At 63.9% G+C, this 16,857-nt stretch carries 16 protein-coding genes; 13 read left to right on the top strand and 3 right to left on the bottom strand.

From position 1 onward, the window contains the following. The first annotated feature begins 197 nt into the window (after positions 1 to 197). From flhB to NH396_RS11985, 3 genes are all read left to right on the top strand, one after another. Complete coding sequence (flhB, locus tag NH396_RS11995; protein WP_176677170.1) at positions 198 to 1,553, top strand: flagellar biosynthesis protein FlhB; 1,356 nt, start codon at positions 198 to 200, stop codon at positions 1,551 to 1,553. 147 nt (positions 1,554 to 1,700) lie between these two features. Further along, positions 1,701 to 3,797, top strand: a complete 2,097-nt coding sequence (gene flhA, locus NH396_RS11990) for a flagellar biosynthesis protein FlhA (RefSeq protein ID WP_176677169.1) — start codon at positions 1,701 to 1,703, stop codon at positions 3,795 to 3,797. Between the two features lie 231 nt (positions 3,798 to 4,028). Continuing rightward, positions 4,029 to 4,469 (top strand): flagellar protein FlhE, encoded by a 441-nt coding sequence (locus NH396_RS11985; RefSeq protein WP_176677168.1) that lies wholly within the window; start codon positions 4,029 to 4,031, stop codon positions 4,467 to 4,469. A gap of 155 nt (positions 4,470 to 4,624) precedes the next feature. Here NH396_RS11985 and NH396_RS11980 read toward each other — a convergent pair whose 3' ends face one another. The 3 genes from NH396_RS11980 to flgA form a co-directional block, all read right to left on the bottom strand. Beyond that, on the bottom strand, positions 4,625 to 5,098 hold the full coding sequence (locus NH396_RS11980) for a flagellar protein FlgN (protein WP_176677167.1): 474 nt from the start codon (positions 5,096 to 5,098) through the stop codon (positions 4,625 to 4,627). After that, positions 5,095 to 5,373, bottom strand: a complete 279-nt coding sequence (flgM, locus tag NH396_RS11975) for a flagellar biosynthesis anti-sigma factor FlgM (protein WP_176677166.1) — start codon at positions 5,371 to 5,373, stop codon at positions 5,095 to 5,097. The genes NH396_RS11980 and flgM overlap by 4 nt, the downstream gene beginning before the upstream one ends. Positions 5,374 to 5,682: 309 nt before the next feature. Next, positions 5,683 to 6,516, bottom strand: coding sequence for a flagellar basal body P-ring formation chaperone FlgA (gene flgA / locus NH396_RS17185; protein WP_176677165.1), 834 nt, complete (start codon positions 6,514 to 6,516; stop codon positions 5,683 to 5,685). A gap of 379 nt (positions 6,517 to 6,895) precedes the next feature. On the opposite strand from flgA, the gene flgB reads away from it, so the two are divergent. The 10 genes from flgB to flgK all read left to right on the top strand — a co-directional run bounded on the left by flgB (position 6,896) and on the right by flgK (position 16,854). Then, positions 6,896 to 7,291: a flagellar basal body rod protein FlgB gene (gene flgB, locus NH396_RS11965; protein ID WP_306424408.1), complete on the top strand. Its 396-nt coding sequence runs from the start codon at positions 6,896 to 6,898 to the stop codon at positions 7,289 to 7,291. Continuing rightward, positions 7,291 to 7,767 carry a flagellar basal body rod protein FlgC gene (flgC, locus tag NH396_RS11960; RefSeq protein ID WP_176677164.1) on the top strand — a complete coding sequence of 159 codons (477 nt, stop codon included), beginning with the start codon at positions 7,291 to 7,293 and terminating at the stop codon, positions 7,765 to 7,767. Before flgB ends, flgC begins: the two co-directional genes overlap by 1 nt. 54 nt (positions 7,768 to 7,821) lie before the next feature. Then, on the top strand, positions 7,822 to 8,511 hold the full coding sequence (locus NH396_RS11955; protein WP_176677163.1) for a flagellar hook assembly protein FlgD: 690 nt from the start codon (positions 7,822 to 7,824) through the stop codon (positions 8,509 to 8,511). A gap of 132 nt (positions 8,512 to 8,643) precedes the next feature. Next, entirely contained in the window at positions 8,644 to 9,903 is a 1,260-nt protein-coding gene (gene flgE / locus NH396_RS11950) for a flagellar hook protein FlgE (RefSeq protein WP_176677162.1), read from the top strand. 75 nt (positions 9,904 to 9,978) lie between these two features. Beyond that, complete coding sequence (locus NH396_RS11945) at positions 9,979 to 10,746, top strand: flagellar basal body rod protein FlgF (RefSeq protein WP_176677161.1); 768 nt, start codon at positions 9,979 to 9,981, stop codon at positions 10,744 to 10,746. Between the two features lie 26 nt (positions 10,747 to 10,772). Then, positions 10,773 to 11,555 (top strand): flagellar basal-body rod protein FlgG, encoded by a 783-nt coding sequence (gene flgG, locus NH396_RS11940; protein ID WP_176677160.1) that lies wholly within the window; start codon positions 10,773 to 10,775, stop codon positions 11,553 to 11,555. A 148-nt stretch (positions 11,556 to 11,703) separates the two neighbouring features. After that, the gene (locus NH396_RS11935) at positions 11,704 to 12,354 is read left to right on the top strand and encodes a flagellar basal body L-ring protein FlgH (RefSeq protein ID WP_253064048.1); all 651 of its coding nucleotides are present in this window, start codon (positions 11,704 to 11,706) and stop codon (positions 12,352 to 12,354) included. A gap of 158 nt (positions 12,355 to 12,512) precedes the next feature. Continuing rightward, a complete protein-coding gene (locus NH396_RS11930) occupies positions 12,513 to 13,598 on the top strand; it encodes a flagellar basal body P-ring protein FlgI (protein WP_176678373.1) in 1,086 nt (361 codons plus the stop codon). Next, positions 13,598 to 15,064: a flagellar assembly peptidoglycan hydrolase FlgJ gene (gene flgJ / locus NH396_RS11925; RefSeq protein WP_176677158.1), complete on the top strand. Its 1,467-nt coding sequence runs from the start codon at positions 13,598 to 13,600 to the stop codon at positions 15,062 to 15,064. The genes NH396_RS11930 and flgJ overlap by 1 nt, the downstream gene beginning before the upstream one ends. 158 nt (positions 15,065 to 15,222) lie before the next feature. Beyond that, on the top strand, positions 15,223 to 16,854 hold the full coding sequence (flgK, locus tag NH396_RS11920; RefSeq protein ID WP_253063977.1) for a flagellar hook-associated protein FlgK: 1,632 nt from the start codon (positions 15,223 to 15,225) through the stop codon (positions 16,852 to 16,854). Positions 16,855 to 16,857: the final 3 nt, after the last annotated feature.

Below are 16,857 nucleotides of genomic sequence, written 5' to 3'. Positions count from 1 at the left end.
TCATCCCCTTGCCTGTCCACTACCCGTGTGGCGGGCAAGGGCGTTTTTGGGCGCTATTCCGCGCTTTGATCCCCGCTGTACTTGTCACAATGAGGCCCATTCTCGGCATGATGCGTTCGCCGTGCGCGCCAGTTTGAGTGAGCGTCATGCTCCCAGGCAGCCCAGGCAGATGCGATCCCAGGCAAATGGAGTAGCCGGTGGCTGATGAGCAAAGCAGCGACGACAAGACGGAAGAGGCCACTCCCCACCGAATACAGAAGGCCCGCGAGGAAGGGCAGGTGCCCCGTTCGCGGGAGCTTGCGACCTTTCTGTTGCTGGGCGGAGGTGCTGCAGGCCTGTGGCTGTTGGCGGGGCCGCTTGGTAACACCCTGGAGCGTGTGCTGGGCGCCTCGTTCGGCTTTGATCGCGCTCAGGCACTCGACAGTCGCGTGATGCTTGCCAATGCCTTGATGCTGGGCCAGGAGGCCTTGCTGGCTCTGTTGCCGTTGTTCGCCCTGCTGATGGTGCTGGCGCTGGTCGGCCCGGTGTTGCTGGGCGGCTGGATGTTCTCCACCAAGTCGCTGGCTCCGTCGCTGGGCAAGCTCAATCCCGTCAAGGGGCTGGGCCGGATGGTCTCCTCCCAGGCGCTGGCCGAGCTGCTCAAGACCATCGCCAAGTCGATACTGGTCGGTGGCGTGGTGGTGATGTATCTGCATGCCCAGCGCCAGGAATTGATGGCGTTGATGATGATGCCGCTGGGCAACGCCATGGCGGATTCACTGGCGATCGTGGCGCGCTGCACGGCGCTGGCGATATTGATGCTGATCGTGCCGACGCTGATGGATGTGCCGTATCAGTTGTGGAGCCACGCCAGGAAGCTGCGCATGAGCCTCGAGGAGATCAAGCGCGAGCACAAGGAGACGGATGGCGACCCGCAGATCAAGGCGCGCATTCGTCAGCAGCAGCAGGCGATGGCGCGCGCGCGCATGATGAGCGCCGTGCCCACTGCCGATGTCATCGTCAACAACCCGACGCACTACTCGGTGGCGCTGGTCTATCACGAGGGCGACATGCGCGCACCGCGGGTGGTGGCCAAGGGGCGTGATGAAGTGGCGCTGCGCATTCGCGAAGTGGGCGAGGCGAACGGGGTGCCGATGCTGAGTGCGCCGCCCTTGGCGCGTGCCTTGCACACCCATGTCGATCTCGAGCAGGAAATTCCCATTGCGCTCTATCAGGTGATCGCCGAGGTGCTGGCCTGGGCGATGCGACTCAAGCGGGCCCGCCAGCAGGGTGGCCTGCGCCCGAGTCTGCCGACAGATCTGTCCGTTCCCGATGAGTATCAGGTGCCCGAGGAGGTGCAAGGGACGGCTGAGGGGGCTGGCCCGCCAGGCATCCAGCGTGATGGCGGTGAGTCGACAGCCGAAGCTGACGCGTTAGCCTCAGGCGCGCCGCCCTCTGACGCAATGTCTTCTGATCATGATTCTGATGATGCCGATGCCGGGGCGGTCTTCCAGCCCAGCGCCAAGCCTGTACCGGACGCGGACGCGACGACGGATCCTCGTGCCGGAAGTTGAAGTCTGAAGTTGATTACCGAAGTTGATGACCGTGCCTGGCAGCTGATGCTGCAAGCCGAATTCCATGACTGACCGCCATTTCTGCACCCCAAGCCCGGGCCGCTGCGCAGCACGCGCAACGTCCTCCACGATCGATGAGCCGCTTGCATGAATACCTTGCTGACACTGTTTGACCGAGTGGGGCTCAACACCTCCAGCCAGCTGAAGGTGCTCGCCGGGCCGCTGCTGATCATGATGATCCTGTCGATGATGGTGTTGCCGCTGGCGCCCTTCATCCTCGACCTGCTGTTCACCTTCAATATCGCGCTGTCGATCATGATCTTGATGGTCAGCATGTTTGCGCAGAAGCCACTGGATTTCTCGGCCTTCCCCGCGGTGCTGCTGTTCTCGACCTTGCTGCGCCTGTCCCTCAATGTCGCCTCGACGCGGGTGGTGCTGATGGAGGGTCACAATGGCGGTGGCTCTGCGGGCAAGGTCATCGAGGCCTTCGGGCAGTTTCTGGTCGGCGGCAACTTCGCCGTTGGCCTGGTGGTGTTCTCGATTCTGGTCATCATCAACTTCATGGTCATCACCAAGGGCGCCGGGCGTATTGCCGAGGTCGGTGCACGCTTCACGCTGGACGCCATGCCCGGCAAGCAGATGGCGATCGATGCCGACCTCAACGCCGGCCTGATCGGCGAAGATCAGGCCCGCGAGCGTCGCCGGGAAGTGTCGCAGGAATCCGATTTCTTCGGATCGATGGACGGTGCCAGCAAGTTCGTGCGTGGCGATGCGGTGGCGGGGCTGGTGATCATGGTGATCAATATCATCGGCGGGTTGATCATCGGGGTCGGTCAGCACGACCTGAGCATGTCCGATGCGGCGCGCACCTATACGTTGCTGACCATCGGCGATGGCCTGGTGGCCCAGATTCCGTCGCTGATCATCTCGACCGCCGCGGGCGTGATGGTGTCGCGGGTCAACACCAATGAAGACGTCGGTCAGCAGATGATCGGCCAGCTGTTCAAGAGCTCGCAGGTGCTGTGGTTGGCGGCTGGCGTGATGGGGCTGCTGGGCCTGGTACCGGGCATGCCCAACATGGTCTTCATTCTCTTCACCTTGTTGCTGGCGGGGCTTGGGTGGTGGGCCTCCCAGCGCGAGAAGGAGATCAGCAGCGAGGCGAAGGAAGAGGCGGCGCCCGCGCCTGCGGCGGCCGTGCAGGAGGTCAGCGAGGCCAGCTGGGATGACGTGCGACTGGTGGAGCCGCTGGCGATGGAGGTCGGTCACCGCCTGATCGCGATGGTCGACATGCGTCAGGGCGGTGAGTTGCTGGCGCGCATCAAGGGGGTGCGTCGCAAGTACGCCCAGGAGATCGGGTTCCTGCCGCCGGTGGTACATATCCGCGACAACCTTGAGCTTGGGCCCAATCAGTATGTCATCAGCCTCAAGGGTGCCGAGGTCGGGCGGGGCGAGGCCTATCCGGGCCGCTGGCTGGCGATCAATCCGGGCAAGGTGTCCGGGAAGCTGCCGGGCGTGGCCACCACCGAGCCGGCCTTCGGCCTGGCCGCCACCTGGATCGAGCCGGAAACCCGCGAGCAGGCCCAGGTCTATGGCTACACGGTGGTCGACACCCCGACCGTGATCACGACCCACCTCAATCATCTGATGACTCGCCATGCCGATCAGCTGCTCGGGCGCAGTGAGGTCAGCAAGCTGCTCGAGAAGCTGGGCCCGCAGGATGGCGGTCTGGTGGAGGAAGTGGTGCCGGCCCTGATCAGTCAGGGCACCCTGCAGCGCATCCTGCACAACTTGCTGGATGAGGAGGTCTCGATTCGCGACATGCGTACCATCCTCGAGGCGCTTGCGGAACATGCCCCGCACAGCAAGGACCCCAACGACCTGACTGCCATGGTGCGCGTCGCGCTAGGGCGCGCCATCACCCAGTACTGGTTCGGCGCCGAGCGCGTCTTGCGCGTGATCGGCCTGGAAGCGCAGCTTGAGCAGGTGCTGATGCAGGCCTTGAGCAGCGGCAATGCGCTGGAGCCCGGTCTTGCCGATACCTTGATGCAGCATGCCAAGAATGCCGTCGCTGCGCAGGATGCCAATGGGGAGCCCAGCGTATTGGTGGTCGGGCATGCGCTGCGACCCTTGGTGGGGCGTTTCCTGCGTCGTCGTTTCAAGAGTCTGGCGGTGCTTTCCCAGGCAGAGATCCCCGATGACCGCGAGCTGCGAGTCACCCAGATGATCGGGGGTCGTGCTGCGTGACGCCAGGGTAGCGCGACTCATCACCGGGCAAGACAACAACATGCCGCAAAGGCAGATAAGTGGGACAGGGAAGGCGACGGCATGGGGGTGTCGAGCGTCTGCAACAAGACGGATCTGAAGGAGTCAGTGGTGCAGAGAAGAATGCGAGTGGCGGCAGAGTGCAGTACGGCCTGGGCGGGAATGGCGTCGAGTGTGAAGCTAAGTGCGGAGCCCAAAAGCAGGACGGCACCGATGGCGGCCTTGATGACGGCAGCAGCGCTGTGGGCCACGACGCTGGCCGCGCCGGTGCAGGCAGCCAGCGCGGCGGTGATGATGTCTGTCGAGTCGCTGACCATCGCTCAGCGGGGGCATTGGTATATGCGCCCTCTGGCAGTGGCAGATGCCGTGCGTGATTCAGGGCTGATGGCGCCTGACAGGACGCGCGTCACCGCGATTCATTGGCGCTATTCGCTCACGCGTGCGCCGGGGGAATGGCAGATCATGCTCTGCCTGGAAGAGCGCTGCGCCATGCTCGAGGCGAGGCGTGGCAAGTTGACCCTGCCGACCCGAGAGCTGGCGACGGCGCCATTCTCGCTGAAGGTCTATCGCAATGGGCGTGGCGTACTCAAGCCGGCGGCGCATCTGGATGACATCCAGCTGGTGATCGACGTCGAGAGTCTGGAAGGTGCGTGACAGGCGGCGTTGTCAGCGAAACGGGACTGGCTTTGAGTGGCTGGCGATGAATGACTGGCGATTGGAATGAATCAGCAGTGTCTGGAGGCTCGGCAGAATGCCGGGCCTCGCGTGTTTCTGGGGCAGTAAAAGAAAATACAGTCAGGTCAGGACAGTCAGGCCGAGACGTTCAGGCGTGAGGCTCCCGCTGCCGGGCGTCCATCGGCGCCGTAATGGCCGGGGGAGCGTTGATGCAGGCTGTCGAGAATCTTGCTGTGCAGTGCCATGCGCTGACCGATCAGTTCACCATTCAAGCGATTGCGCGCCTGGGCGCGGCGCGTCAGCGTCACCAGATGCCACCACTGGGTAGCCAGTACCGGCTGGCTGGCGAGCACCGTATGCAGTTCAAGTGGGTCGTTGGTAAGCCCGGCGTTGCTCAGCCAGCTACGTCGGCGGCTCTCCAGCGCTTCCAGGCGGGCGGCGTTGGCCAGCTTGGCTTCGCGCGAGGCCTCAAGGTCTGCCGCGCTCGGCAGGCGTTGACCCAGCAGGCGCTGTTCTTCCTCGAGCAGGGCAATGAAGTCATTCAGCTCCTGCTCGAGGCCGGAAAAGATCTCGCCCAGCAAGGCTGTCGAGGCGTCATCGAGTGTCATGCGTCACCTTCGAAGGCATCGATCAGCCCTTGTGCGATGCGGTCGACATCGATCTTGATGCTGCCATCGGCGATGGCTTGCTTGAGGCTGTCGACGCGCGCCTGGTCGATGTCCTGGCTCGCATCGATCGCGCTGCTGGAAAGCTCGACCTGAGTGGAGTCGGCCGTGGAGGTCGCCGCCGTAGTGGCGGTGGTGTCCTTGGCCGCCTCGGGGCGCATTTCGCGCGGGGCTTGAGTGTCGCTGCGCTGTATCGGGCCGCCATGTTCAATCTTCATTGACTGTCCTCTCTGGCCGTCGGGCCGGGCTCGACGACGAGCCTGTCATGGATGGGTTGCGTGCGTCATCTGCGCGCTTGAATCGACTATCGGCCATGCCAGCCCAAGCTTTACCCCACACAGGCAATATGGTCCCTCAGGACTGAGGTATCTGGTGTGGGCGGCGGCTTGTCAGTACCAAGCTCTTCGGCCTTTGAGCGTCAGCATGTCTTTCCGGTGCGTCAGCGTGTCGTGGCTGGGCGTGCACAGTCAACAGGATGACTCGGGTTGGCCCGGTGCGGCTCAGCTCGCTCATCTCATCTGAAGTCATCATGGCGCTACACGCCGTGGCCCGATGACGCGGGCGCGCACCCAGTCGCCCGGGGCGAGTTCGATGCGGATGCGCTCATCGAGCCCCCCAGCCTCCAGTGCCCGCGCACTGCGCTGCATGCTGAAGCCTGTGCCGCTGACCTGATAGGTCACGGTATCGCCGAAGTTTACCAGCGGGATGGCGCGCACGCTGTTGCGGGTGAGGACCTCGCCGGCGTGCAGGCGGCGGCGTACCTCGAAGCCCGACAGTGCCGCGGCGCTCTCGAAACCATTGCCACGCAACTTGCCCAGTGGTGTCAGCACCGGCGTCAATCTCGCGGGTGCCAGCGGGGTGCCGCTCGCGAGCGGCTGTGGCGTGCTCAGGCGCCAGGCATAGCGTTCCATGCGAACGCTGACGATATGTTGCTGACCGTTCGCGCACAGTAGCTGCAGGCGTTTGAGGCCCGGTGTATGGCGGTCACTGCGCGCGGCGTTGAGGCTCATTTGGGGTGCCGAGCAGTCTTTCAGGCGGGCGGGCAGGCGACGCAGCTCGAGTTGTACGGAGGCCTCGCTGGGCGCGCCCAGTGGTGGCTCACCCGGCATGCGCACTCTGACGGGGCCGCTGTCCTCGGCGGTGAAAAAGTCGCTCAATTGCCAGCGCAGGGCCTCGACGGCGCGTGTCTGCGCGTCTTTGGTTGATGGCGCTGTTGTTGAGACTGATGCTGATGCCTGGGCGGCAGGCGGCTGAATGGCAGAGCTCACCGCGTCTGAGGTGCTGGCATGCACAGCGGCCCCCGCGGGCACCATCGCCAACAGCCCGCTGCTGGCGATGGTGCGCCACAGTCCTCTTGTCACCGCCATTCCTCTAGTCACAGACAGTCCTCTTGCCACAGACAGACCCTTCGCTACGCAGATTTTCGGTATGCAGTCTCTCATCGCGAGTGGCGTCCGGGGTGGAAGGCGGGAACAAGCCCCATTGGTTCAGAGCGCAGGGTCAGGGTGCTGGATCAGTATCGCGAGAGATTGTAAGCCGCCCCCGACACCGGCATGGCCAGAAATAGCCGCGATAAAGTGGCTTGTTCTTACCTTCATCCTGGCGCTGGCTGACTATTCTCAGTCCTGCTTTCCGTCATGCTCCCCTACGCGTGAGCTGATCGATGGATGTTCCCTCGCCCACATCAGGGCGAGGTGCTGACAGCGGGGCACTTCCATGTTTGATCGACTTGATTCCCTCATGAGCTTTCATCAGCAGGCGCTGGGCCTTCGTGCCGAGCGGCAGCAGGTGCTGGCCACCAATATCGCCAATGCCGACACGCCGGGCTATCTGGCGCGCGATATCGACTTCTCCGCCACCCTGGCCAAGGCGACGGCGGGCAATGCCGCCCCTGGGCCGCTTGCGCTGAACACGACCCAGCCAGGCCACCAGGCAGCCAGCGGGGCCGGGCTGTCGCTGGGTGCGGACCTGCTCTATCGCGTGCCGACACAGCCGAGTCTGGACGGCAATACCGTCGACATGGATGTGGAGCGGGTAAATTTCGCGGACAACAGTCTGCATTACGAGGCCAGCCTTGAGCTTCTGACCGGCAAGATCCAGGGCCTGCGTCTGGCCATGCAATCGGAGAACAGTTGATGGCAGCGTTCAGCATCTTGAACGTCGCGGGTTCCGCGATGGCGGCCCAGTCGCAGCGCATCAATGCCGTGGCCAGCAACATGGCCAACGCCGACAGCGTGGCGGGCCCGGATGGCAAGCCCTATCAGGCGCGGCAGGTGGTGTTCGAGTACGCGCCCTTGGCGCGTCAGGCCAATGCCTCGCTGGCGACGGCCAACCTGGCCGGTGGCGGTCTGGCGACACAGATGGCGTCACGCAGTGCAGGCCTCGGGGGTGTCAGGGTCAGCTCGGTGGAACTGAGCGATGCTCCGGCGCGCCAGGAGTATCGCCCCGATCATCCCCTCGCCGACGAGCAGGGCTATGTGACCTTCTCCAATGTCGATCCGGTTGCCGAGATGGTCGACATGATCGCGGCCTCCAAGTCCTACGAGGCCAATGTCGAGGTCTTCAATACCTCCAAGTCCCTGCTGCGCAAGACATTGACGCTGGGGGAATGACCCTCGCTCAGGGCTTTGGCCTTCTGACCGCTTATTCTGATTTCGGGTAACCGCATGGCGACGCTAGACACCAGTGTGCTCAACAGCATCAACCAGACCACCACGACCTCCGGTGTCACCGATAGCACGCAGTCGGTGAGCAGTACCGAGGAGCTCAATGATCAGTTCATGACCCTGCTGGTGGCGCAGATGCAGAACCAGGACCCGATGGACCCAGTGTCGAATTCCGACCTGACCGCGCAGTTGGCCCAGATCAGCACCGTCAGCGGTATCGAAGAACTCAACACCACGCTTGAGGGCATCACGGCGCAGATTTCCAGCAGTGAAGCGCTGCAGGCGGCCAGTCTGCTCGATCAGGGCGTGTTGGTCGGCGGCAATGCGGTGCTGGTGGGCAACGCGACCTCGACACCCTTCGGCCTTGAGCTGGCCGACGACGTCGACAACGCCACTGTCGAGGTGCTGGGCGCGGATGGCAGTGTGGTCAAGACCTTCGAGTTGGGCGCATTGGAGGCGGGTATTCATGGCTTCGTCTGGGACGGTTTGCTGGATGATGGCACTGAAGCCGCCGATGGCGCCTACCAGCTGGCCGTGACGGCCGAGCGGGCAGGCGAGCGCTATGACGACCTGCAGACGCTGAGTTATGGCGTGGTCAGTGGCGTCAATCAGACTGACAGCGGCGCTCAGCTGGACCTGGGCCCGGCATTGGGTGTCGTCAGTCTGGACGCCGTGCGTCAGGTGCTTTGAGCTGAGCCCATGGCGCCGGGATAGCGCCAGCGAGCCCGCCGGACGGGCCAACAGTTTCAGGCCGTTTGGCCGCCCCCGAGCTCGCTGACAGGTCTCGGGCTTTCATCTTCATCGCGATCAAAGGGACAGACCATGGCGTTTTCACAGGCATTGAGCGGCTTGAGTGCGGCGGCAACCAATCTGGATGTGATCGGCAACAACATCGCCAACTCGGAAACGGTAGGCTTCAAGTCCTCCGAGACCCAGTTCGCGGATCTTTATGCCAGTTCTCAGGCGGCGGGTATCGGGGTCCAGGTGGCCGCCATCTCCCAGGACTTCTCGACCGGTTCGCTGGAAACCACCGGGCGGGATCTCGATATCGCGATTTCCGGCGAAGGCTTCCTGCGCTTTGCCGACAGCAGCGGTCAGGTGGTCTATTCGCGCAATGGCCAGCTCAATGTCGATGCCGATGGCTATCTCGTCAATACGCAGGGTGCCCAGCTGACGGGCTATGCCGGCGAGCGGGTCACCGGCGAGCCCGTGGTGCTGCAGGTGCCGACTGCCCCGCTGGCGGCCAGTGCGACCCAGGACAACCTGGCCAACAGCATCTACGGCGCGCAGATATCCATCAATCTGGATTCCGAAGCCGAGCCGACCACCACGACCTTCGACCCGATGGATCCGCTCAGCTATGACTACGCCTCGTCGATGAGCGTATTTGACAGCCAGGGCAGCGAGCATGTGGTGACGTCGTTCTATACCAAGACCGGCAGCAATACCTGGGACGTGCAGCATGTGATGGACTTCGCCGGCAAGTCGGCCGAATACCAGTCGGATGTGAATGCGGGGATCACCCCGACAGTGGATTTCGATGTCCAGGTGGAGCAGATCAGCTTCGGTACCAATGGTCAGCTGAGCAACGACTATACCCAGACCGCCATGACCTACGCCCTTTCCAATGGTGCCGAGGACATGAGCTTCAGCATCGATCTGACGGGCAGCACCCAGTACGCCAATGACTACGAAGTCACCTCGCTATCCCAGAACGGCTACACCTCGGGTAGCCTGGTGGGCATCTCCATCGACGGTGACGGGCGGGTGATCGGCAGCTACTCCAATGAACTGACCCAGACGCTGGGCACCATTTCGCTGGCCAACTTCGCCAACGATCAGGGCCTCAAGCCCAATGGCGACAACAGCTGGCTGGCGACCGCGGAATCCGGTGAGCCGCTGGTCGGCGTGCCGGGCGAGGGGGTATTCGGTGATGTGGTCTCGGGGGCGGTGGAAGCCTCCAACGTCGACCTGACCACCGAGCTGGTCGATCTGATCATCGCCCAGCGCAACTACCAGTCGAATGCCCAGACCATCTCGGTGCAGGACGAAGTCCAGCAGACCGTGATCAACCTGCGTTGATCCGGGCGGACTGATGCCATGTCGCCTGACAGCGCCAGCGTTGTACGCGTTATCTGACCAGATTGGAGTCGGCTGATGGACAGAATGCTCTACACCGCCATGAGCGGCGCCCAGCGCAGCCTGGCGGCTCAGGATGTCGCCAGTCATAACCTGGCCAACCTCTCGACCACCGGCTTTCGCGAGATGCTGACACTGTCGAGGGCGGTGGATGTGCAGGGCGAAGGGCTGGCGACACGCGTCTCCAGTCAGCTGACTACCGCGGGGGCCTCGATGGCCCAGGGCACGATCCAGACCACGGATCGCGCCCTGGATGTCGCACTCGACGGCCCCGGCATGCTGGCCGTGCAGGGCGCGAATGGCGAGGAGCTCTACACCCGCAACGGCGCGCTGCAGATCGATGCCGATGGTGTCCTGACCTCCGGCGGCTTGCCGGTGCTGGGCGATGGCGGGCCGATCGAGCTGCCGCTCAACGCCATCGTGCATATCTCCGCTGATGGCAGCGTAAGTGCGCGCTCGGCGGCGGATGCGCCTGACACCATGGTGCTGCAGGCCCAGCTCAAGCTGGTCAATCCCGAGGCCATTCCCGGCAGTCCGGCGCTTGTGCGCAGCGAGGACGGCTATTTCCGTCAGCCGCCGACTGAGGCCGGGGAGGCCGCGCCACCGCTGGCTGCCGACCCGCTGGTGCGCGTCGTCTCCGGCGCCCTGGAGAGCAGCAACGTCTCGGCGACCGACGCGATGGTCGCCATGATCAACAACGCGCGCAGTTTCGAGATGCAGATGAAGAGCATCGATACGGCAGAGCGCATGGCCGAGCGTGGCAACAGCCTGCTTGGTACCGACTGACCCCGTAATCACGGCGGAGCCCCCTGATGATTCGTGCCCTATGGACAGCCAAGAGCGGCCTTGAAGCTCAGCAGATGCAGATGGACGTCACGGCCAACAACCTGGCCAACGTCTCGACCAATGGTTTCAAGCAGTCGCGCGCGGTATTTGAAGATCTGCTCTATCAGAACATGCGCCAGCCCGGCGCTGCCTCCTCTGCCACCACCGAGCTGCCCTCGGGGCTGCAGGTGGGCACCGGGGTGCGCACCGTGGCCACCGAGCGTCTGCACATCCAGGGCAATCTGGAGCAGACCGATAACTCCAAGGATGTCGCGATCAATGGTCAGGGCTTTTTCGCGGTGATGCTGCCGGATGGCACCAATGCCTATACCCGCGATGGCTCCTTCCAGCTCGACAGCACTGGCCAGATGGTCACCGCCAGTGGCTACCCGCTGGACCCGGCGATCGTCATTCCGGCCAATGCCCTGAGTGTCGATATTGCCTCCGATGGCGTGGTCAGCGTCACCCAGCCCGGTTCCACCAACAGCACCGAGGTCGGTCAGCTGCAGCTGTCCACCTTCATCAACCCGACGGGCCTGTTCAGTCGCGGCGAGAATCTGTATTCCGAGACCGACGCCTCCGGGCCGCGCAGTGACAACGTGCCGGGCTTCAATGGTGCGGGCACTCTCTATCAGGGCTTCGTCGAGACCTCCAACGTCAACGTGGTGGAAGAGATGGTGGGCATGATCCAGAACCAGCGTGCCTACGAGATCAATTCCAAGGCCGTGACCACCACCGATCAGATGCTGGAGCGTCTGGTCCAGATGTAAGGGTTGTCGCATGTCGCTTTCGCGTGATCTCCCGGTGGTGGCGTTGCCATCCCTGTCAGCTGTTTGCCCACGCCAGATTGGCTTGGCGAAGCCCGGATTGACGTTGCCTGGCTGGCGTCGCCTGCGCCGCGCGCTGGCCGGATTGGCGATGCTGGCCGTGACGCTGGTAGCCGCCGGGTGTGCCCATATCCCCAGCGAGCCGCTGGTCGATACCACGCCAATGGAATCGACGATGCAGCCGCGCCCGGAACCGATGGCCAATGGCGCCATCTTCCAACCGCTGTATGGCAACCAGCCGCTGTTCGAGGATCGCCGCCCGCGTGCCATCGGCGACATCATCACCATCCTGCTCGACGAGAATGTCAGCGCCAGCAAGAGCTCGGCCAGCAATGCCAGCCGTGACGGCAGCCTCGGCTTCTCGCTGACCGCCATCCCCGATTTCATGACGGGCCTGCTGGATGGCACCGATGCCGATATCGAGGGCGAGAATGATTTCACCGGCAGTGGTGGCTCGAATGCCAACAACAGTTTTACCGGCACCATCACCGTGACGGTCAGTCAGGTGCAACCCAACGGCAATCTGGAGGTGCGCGGCGAGAAGCGCATCGCGATCAATCAGGGCACCGAGTCGATTCGCTTCTCCGGAGTGGTCAATCCGCGCACGATTTCCTCGGCCAATACGGTGCAGTCCACCCAGGTGGCCAGTGCACGCATCGAATACGTCGGTGATGGCTATATCAACGAGGCACAGAACATGGGCTGGATGCAGCGCTTCTTCCTCAATCTGGCGCCGTTCTGAGCCTGGCGTGGCGATTGCCGCGGCTTGTTCTGTAGAGGATTGCCCTGTTTTGAATGCTTCGTCCCGATTTCTCACCACGCTGTCCCATCATGAGTCGCTATCCGATGCCTGAGATGCTCCCTTATCCCCGCTGGCGCGCTGCGCTGGCCGCCTGCCTGATGCTGGTGAGCTGCCTGACCTTGACGCTGCAGTCGGCGCAGGCCGATCGCATCAAGGACCTCGCCCAGGTGCGCGGCGTGCGCGACAACCCGCTGGTCGGCTACGGCCTGGTGGTGGGGCTGGATGGCAGTGGGGACCAGACCACCCAGGCGCCGTTCACTGGCCAGAGTCTGACCAACATGCTGTCCCAGCTGGGCGTGACGGTGCCGTCGGGTACCAACATGCAGCTCAAGAACGTGGCGGCGGTCATGGTCACCGCCAGTCTGCCGGCCTTTGCAAGCTCCGGTCAGCCCATCGATGTCGTGGTGTCGTCGCTGGGCAATGCCAAGAGTCTGCGCGGTGGCACCCTGTTGATGACGCCGCTCAAGGGCGTGGATGGCCAGGTCTACGCGCTGGCGCAGGGCAATCTGATCATCGGTGGCGCCGGTGCCTCGGCCGGCGGTTCCAGCGTGCAGGTCAACCAGCTGACCGCTGGGCGCATTCCCAGTGGCGCGACGGTGGAGCGCGGCGTGCCGACGCGTCTCGGGGATGAGAATGGCGTGATCCATCTCGATCTGTTCGAGGGCGATTTCAATCATGCCCAGAACGTCGCCAGCGCCATCAACCGCAACTTCGGGGGCTCGCTGGCCTCGCCGCTCAGCAGCCGCGATATCGTGGTGCAGGCACCGCGTGATCTCAGTCAGCGTGTCGGGTTCATCGCCAGGCTCGAGAACATCGAGGTCGCCCTGGGCGTGCCGCGTGCGCGTGTGGTGGTCAATGCGCGGACCGGCTCGGTGGTGATGAACTCCGAAGTGCGCCTGGCGCGCGCCGCGGTTACCCACGGCAATCTGTCGGTGGTGATCGACGCCAATCCGGTGATCAGTCAGCCTGCGCCGCTGTCCCAGGGGCAGACGGCAGTGGTCAACGACCCCGATATCAGCGTGAATCAGCAGGGCGGTGCGCTGCGCATGGTCGAGGGGACTGCCAGTCTGCAGGAGGTCGTCGATGGCCTGAATGCGCTGGGCGCCACGCCGCAGGACCTGGTCTCGATTCTGGAAGCGCTCAAGGCAGCCGGTGCGCTGCGTGCTGATCTCGAGGTGATCTGATGAGTGTGCTTGGTAGCGGTGCCAACGTGGATGCCGGTCGTCTGGCCTTCGATACCCAGGGTCTGGCGAGCCTCAAGGGGGCGGCCAGCAGTGGCGGCGAGCGCCAGCAGGAGGCACTGGAGGAGAGTGCGCGCCAATTCGAGGCCTTGATGCTCAACATGATGCTCAAGCAGATGCGCTCGGCGACCGAGAATTCAGCGCTGAGTGGCTCCCAGCAACAAGAGATGATGACCTCGATGCTGGACCAGCAGCTCTCCCAGCAACTGGCCAGTGTCGGCGACGGTATCGGCTTGTCGAAGATCCTGATTCAGCAGTTGTCTTCCAGCTCGGCGCCGGGCACGAACACGGATAGCAGCACTGCAATGTCCCCCAGTGCAGCAGTGGAGGGCGAGCCGGTCGCTGAACAGGGGGCCGGTGGCTGGTTGTCGGCGGTGGGTCTGACCCCGGAGGGGGGCGCGGCTCGCGAGGATGACTGGCAGGCGGCGGTGGAGACACGCGACGCAGACGAGGTCACCGGTTTCATGGCGATACTCGATACGCTGGCCCCCGGCGACACGGCGCGAGGGGTCTATGCCGAGCTGCCGATGGCGACGACAGGCAAGGATGACGTGTCTGACACCGTCAGCCCGGTGGCAGTGACCGACATGGCAGCGCTCAGCGAGCAACAACGTCGTCAGCCGGAGAATGTACAGCGCTTCGTGGCGGAATTTGGTCCCGCCGCTCAGGCGGCCAGTCTTGAAAGCGGGCTGCCCGCAGAATTGATTCTGGCGCAGGCCGCGCTGGAGACGGGCTGGGGGCAGCGTCGTATCCACACCGAGGCCGGCACCGACAGCCATAACCTGTTCGGCATCAAGGCCGGCAGCAGCTGGCAGGGCGACAGCACCACGGTGCTGACCACCGAATACCGCGATGGGCGCCGCATGCGTCTCGAGGACAGCTTTCGCGTCTATCCCGATCAGGCCAGTGCGCTGCGCGATCATGCCTCACTACTGACCGGCGCCCAGCGTTATGCCCACGTGAAGCAGTCTCCGGACGCCGAGAGTGCGGCGCGTGCCTTGCAGGAGGCGGGCTACGCCACTGACCCGCACTATGCCGACAAGCTGATCTCGATCATGAGTCGGGTCGGCCCGCTGGAGGCCAGCGGCACTCGCGAGACAGCGGAGACCCGCCTGGCGTCACGCGATGCCGTGCCTGCGTCAGCGTCTGTCGCAACCGCCAACTCAAGCTCCACGCGCGGGCTGCTTGAGCCTTCTGCGCCGCTGTTTGCCCTCGATGCGCGCGATGCTCAGCCGCTGGTCCAGATGGCGGCAGCGACGGAGGCGGTGTCAGAGACGGGTGTGGCGTCTGTGGCGTCTGCGACGGATATGGCGCCTGCGGCGGATAAAGAGATCGGTACTGGCAGTGAAGGCGCTACATCAGGTGCCATCCAGTTGGCGATGGGCCGTTCGGAGCCGCTGTTCCGCTAGCGCCGCTTATGACGATTCACTGTTGATGAATCGCTGGCAACTATTGCTGCCTGCGGCATCAAGTTGGCGTCTGACGCGCCGATAATCACAGCATCCGTACGCCGGTATGGCGTCATTCACCTTCTCCCTTTTCCCATTGTTCCTTTCAGGTAAACGCCATGGCCAGCAGCATGTTGAGTATCGGTGTCAGTGGTCTGCAAGCCGCCCAGACGGCGCTTGCCACCAACAGCAACAACATCGCCAACGTCTACACGCCGGGCTATAGCCGTGAAACGGTCGAACTGAGTGGCAGCAGTGGTGGTGGTGTCAGCGTGGCGTCGATCAGTCGTCAGACCGACAGCTATCTCTCGGCGCAGCTGGACAGCGCCATGAGCGCCAGCACGGCGCTTGAGACCCACGAAGCCAACATCAGTCAGATCGACAATCTGCTCGCCGATGACGAGGCGGGCCTGGCGCCCTTGATGCAGGAGTTCTTTGGCGCCATCGAAGGCGTGGCCAGTCAGCCGAGTGATCCGGCGGCGCGCGAGAGCCTGCTGGGCAGCGCCGAGAGCCTGGCCGGGCAGTTCAATGCCTTCTCCGCCTATCTGGATGACATGGACTCTGCGGTCAATTCACGGCTCGGCGATGTGGTCGGCGACATCAACACTGCCACCAGCCAGATCGCCTCGCTCAACGAGCAGATTTCCCTGACGCGTGCGCGTACCGGCGAAGAGCCACTGGGCCTGCTGGACCAGCGCGATCAGGCGGTGACCGACCTGCAGACGCTGGTCGGCGTCGAGGTGCAGGATCAGGATGGCCGGCTGAGCGTCAGCCTCGGCAATGGCCAGCTGCTGGTCAACGGCAGCAGCAATCATGAACTGGCCGTGGAGCCAGACCCGCAGGACCTGAGCCGTTCGGTGGTCACCTACAGCGTGGCGCCGGGCGTGACCAGCGCCATCGATGAGGGGCAGCTCGAAGGCGGCACCCTGGGCGGGCTGTTGAGCTTCCGCGCCGACAGCCTCGAGCCGACCCAGAATCAGCTCGGCCAGCTGGCCGCGGGTCTGGCGTTGACCTTCAATGCCCAGCACGCCGACGGTGTCGACGCCAATGGCAACACGGGGGGCGACTTCTTCACCCTCGGTGATCCGGAAGTGCTGCCGGCCAGCGGCAACGCCGCCGGAGCGGACCTTGAGGTGTCATTCGCCCCCGCCACCCAGCAGGACGGTGACGACTTCTACAGCGTCGCGCTGACCGGCGATGACTACCGCCTGAGCCTTGGCGGCGGCACCTACCAGCTGGAAAACCTCAGCAGCGGCGCCGTGCAGACCCTGACCCCGGACAGCGAAGGCGTGATGCGCCAGGATGGCCTGGTGTTCACCGCCACCGGCATGGCGGACGGTGACAGCTTCACCATCCAGCCGACGCGCAATATCGCCGATACCTTCGGGGTCGCGATCGACGAGGGCGCCGAGATCGCCGCTGGCTCAAGCGACGCCAGTCTCGACAACCGCAACATTCTCGCCCTGCAGTCACTGCAGAGCAGCGACGCCCTGGGCAGCGCCGGCAGCTTCAATGATCACTACGCGTCACTGGTCAGCCAGGTCGGCAACCAGACCCGTCAGGTGCAGGTCAACCTGGAGGCTCAGCAGGGCCTGACCGAGCAGCTGTCGGCGGCAGACCAGTCGATCTCGGGGGTCAATCTGGATGAAGAAGCCGCGGACCTGATCCGTTATCAGCAGTATTACCAGGCCAACGCCCAGGTCATCCAGACCGCGTCGACGGTGCTGGATACCATTCTGAACATCCGCTAACGA

The organism is Cobetia sp. Dlab-2-AX, from assembly GCF_024124625.1.
GTDB lineage: Bacteria > Pseudomonadota > Gammaproteobacteria > Pseudomonadales > Halomonadaceae > Cobetia.
The sequence above is the reverse complement of the archived record's forward strand: the minus strand, read 5'-3'. Positions and strand labels throughout refer to the sequence as shown.

What these genes read in the sequence shown, in the direction of transcription:
- flhA (WP_176677169.1), top strand. Translation starts at nt 1,701, where the DNA reads ATGAATACCTTGCTGACACTGTTTGACCGAGTGGGGCTCAACACCTCC.
- NH396_RS11985 (WP_176677168.1), top strand. Translation starts at nt 4,029, where the DNA reads ATGGCGGCCTTGATGACGGCAGCAGCGCTGTGGGCCACGACGCTGGCC.
- NH396_RS11980 (WP_176677167.1), bottom strand. Translation starts at nt 5,098, where the DNA reads ATGACACTCGATGACGCCTCGACAGCCTTGCTGGGCGAGATCTTTTCC.
- flgM (WP_176677166.1), bottom strand. Translation starts at nt 5,373, where the DNA reads ATGAAGATTGAACATGGCGGCCCGATACAGCGCAGCGACACTCAAGCC.
- flgB (WP_306424408.1), top strand. Translation starts at nt 6,896, where the DNA reads ATGAGCTTTCATCAGCAGGCGCTGGGCCTTCGTGCCGAGCGGCAGCAG.
- flgC (WP_176677164.1), top strand. Translation starts at nt 7,291, where the DNA reads ATGGCAGCGTTCAGCATCTTGAACGTCGCGGGTTCCGCGATGGCGGCC.
- NH396_RS11955 (WP_176677163.1), top strand. Translation starts at nt 7,822, where the DNA reads ATGGCGACGCTAGACACCAGTGTGCTCAACAGCATCAACCAGACCACC.
- flgE (WP_176677162.1), top strand. Translation starts at nt 8,644, where the DNA reads ATGGCGTTTTCACAGGCATTGAGCGGCTTGAGTGCGGCGGCAACCAAT.
- NH396_RS11945 (WP_176677161.1), top strand. Translation starts at nt 9,979, where the DNA reads ATGGACAGAATGCTCTACACCGCCATGAGCGGCGCCCAGCGCAGCCTG.
- flgG (WP_176677160.1), top strand. Translation starts at nt 10,773, where the DNA reads ATGATTCGTGCCCTATGGACAGCCAAGAGCGGCCTTGAAGCTCAGCAG.
- NH396_RS11935 (WP_253064048.1), top strand. Translation starts at nt 11,704, where the DNA reads ATGCTGGCCGTGACGCTGGTAGCCGCCGGGTGTGCCCATATCCCCAGC.
- NH396_RS11930 (WP_176678373.1), top strand. Translation starts at nt 12,513, where the DNA reads ATGCTGGTGAGCTGCCTGACCTTGACGCTGCAGTCGGCGCAGGCCGAT.
- flgJ (WP_176677158.1), top strand. Translation starts at nt 13,598, where the DNA reads ATGAGTGTGCTTGGTAGCGGTGCCAACGTGGATGCCGGTCGTCTGGCC.
- flgK (WP_253063977.1), top strand. Translation starts at nt 15,223, where the DNA reads ATGGCCAGCAGCATGTTGAGTATCGGTGTCAGTGGTCTGCAAGCCGCC.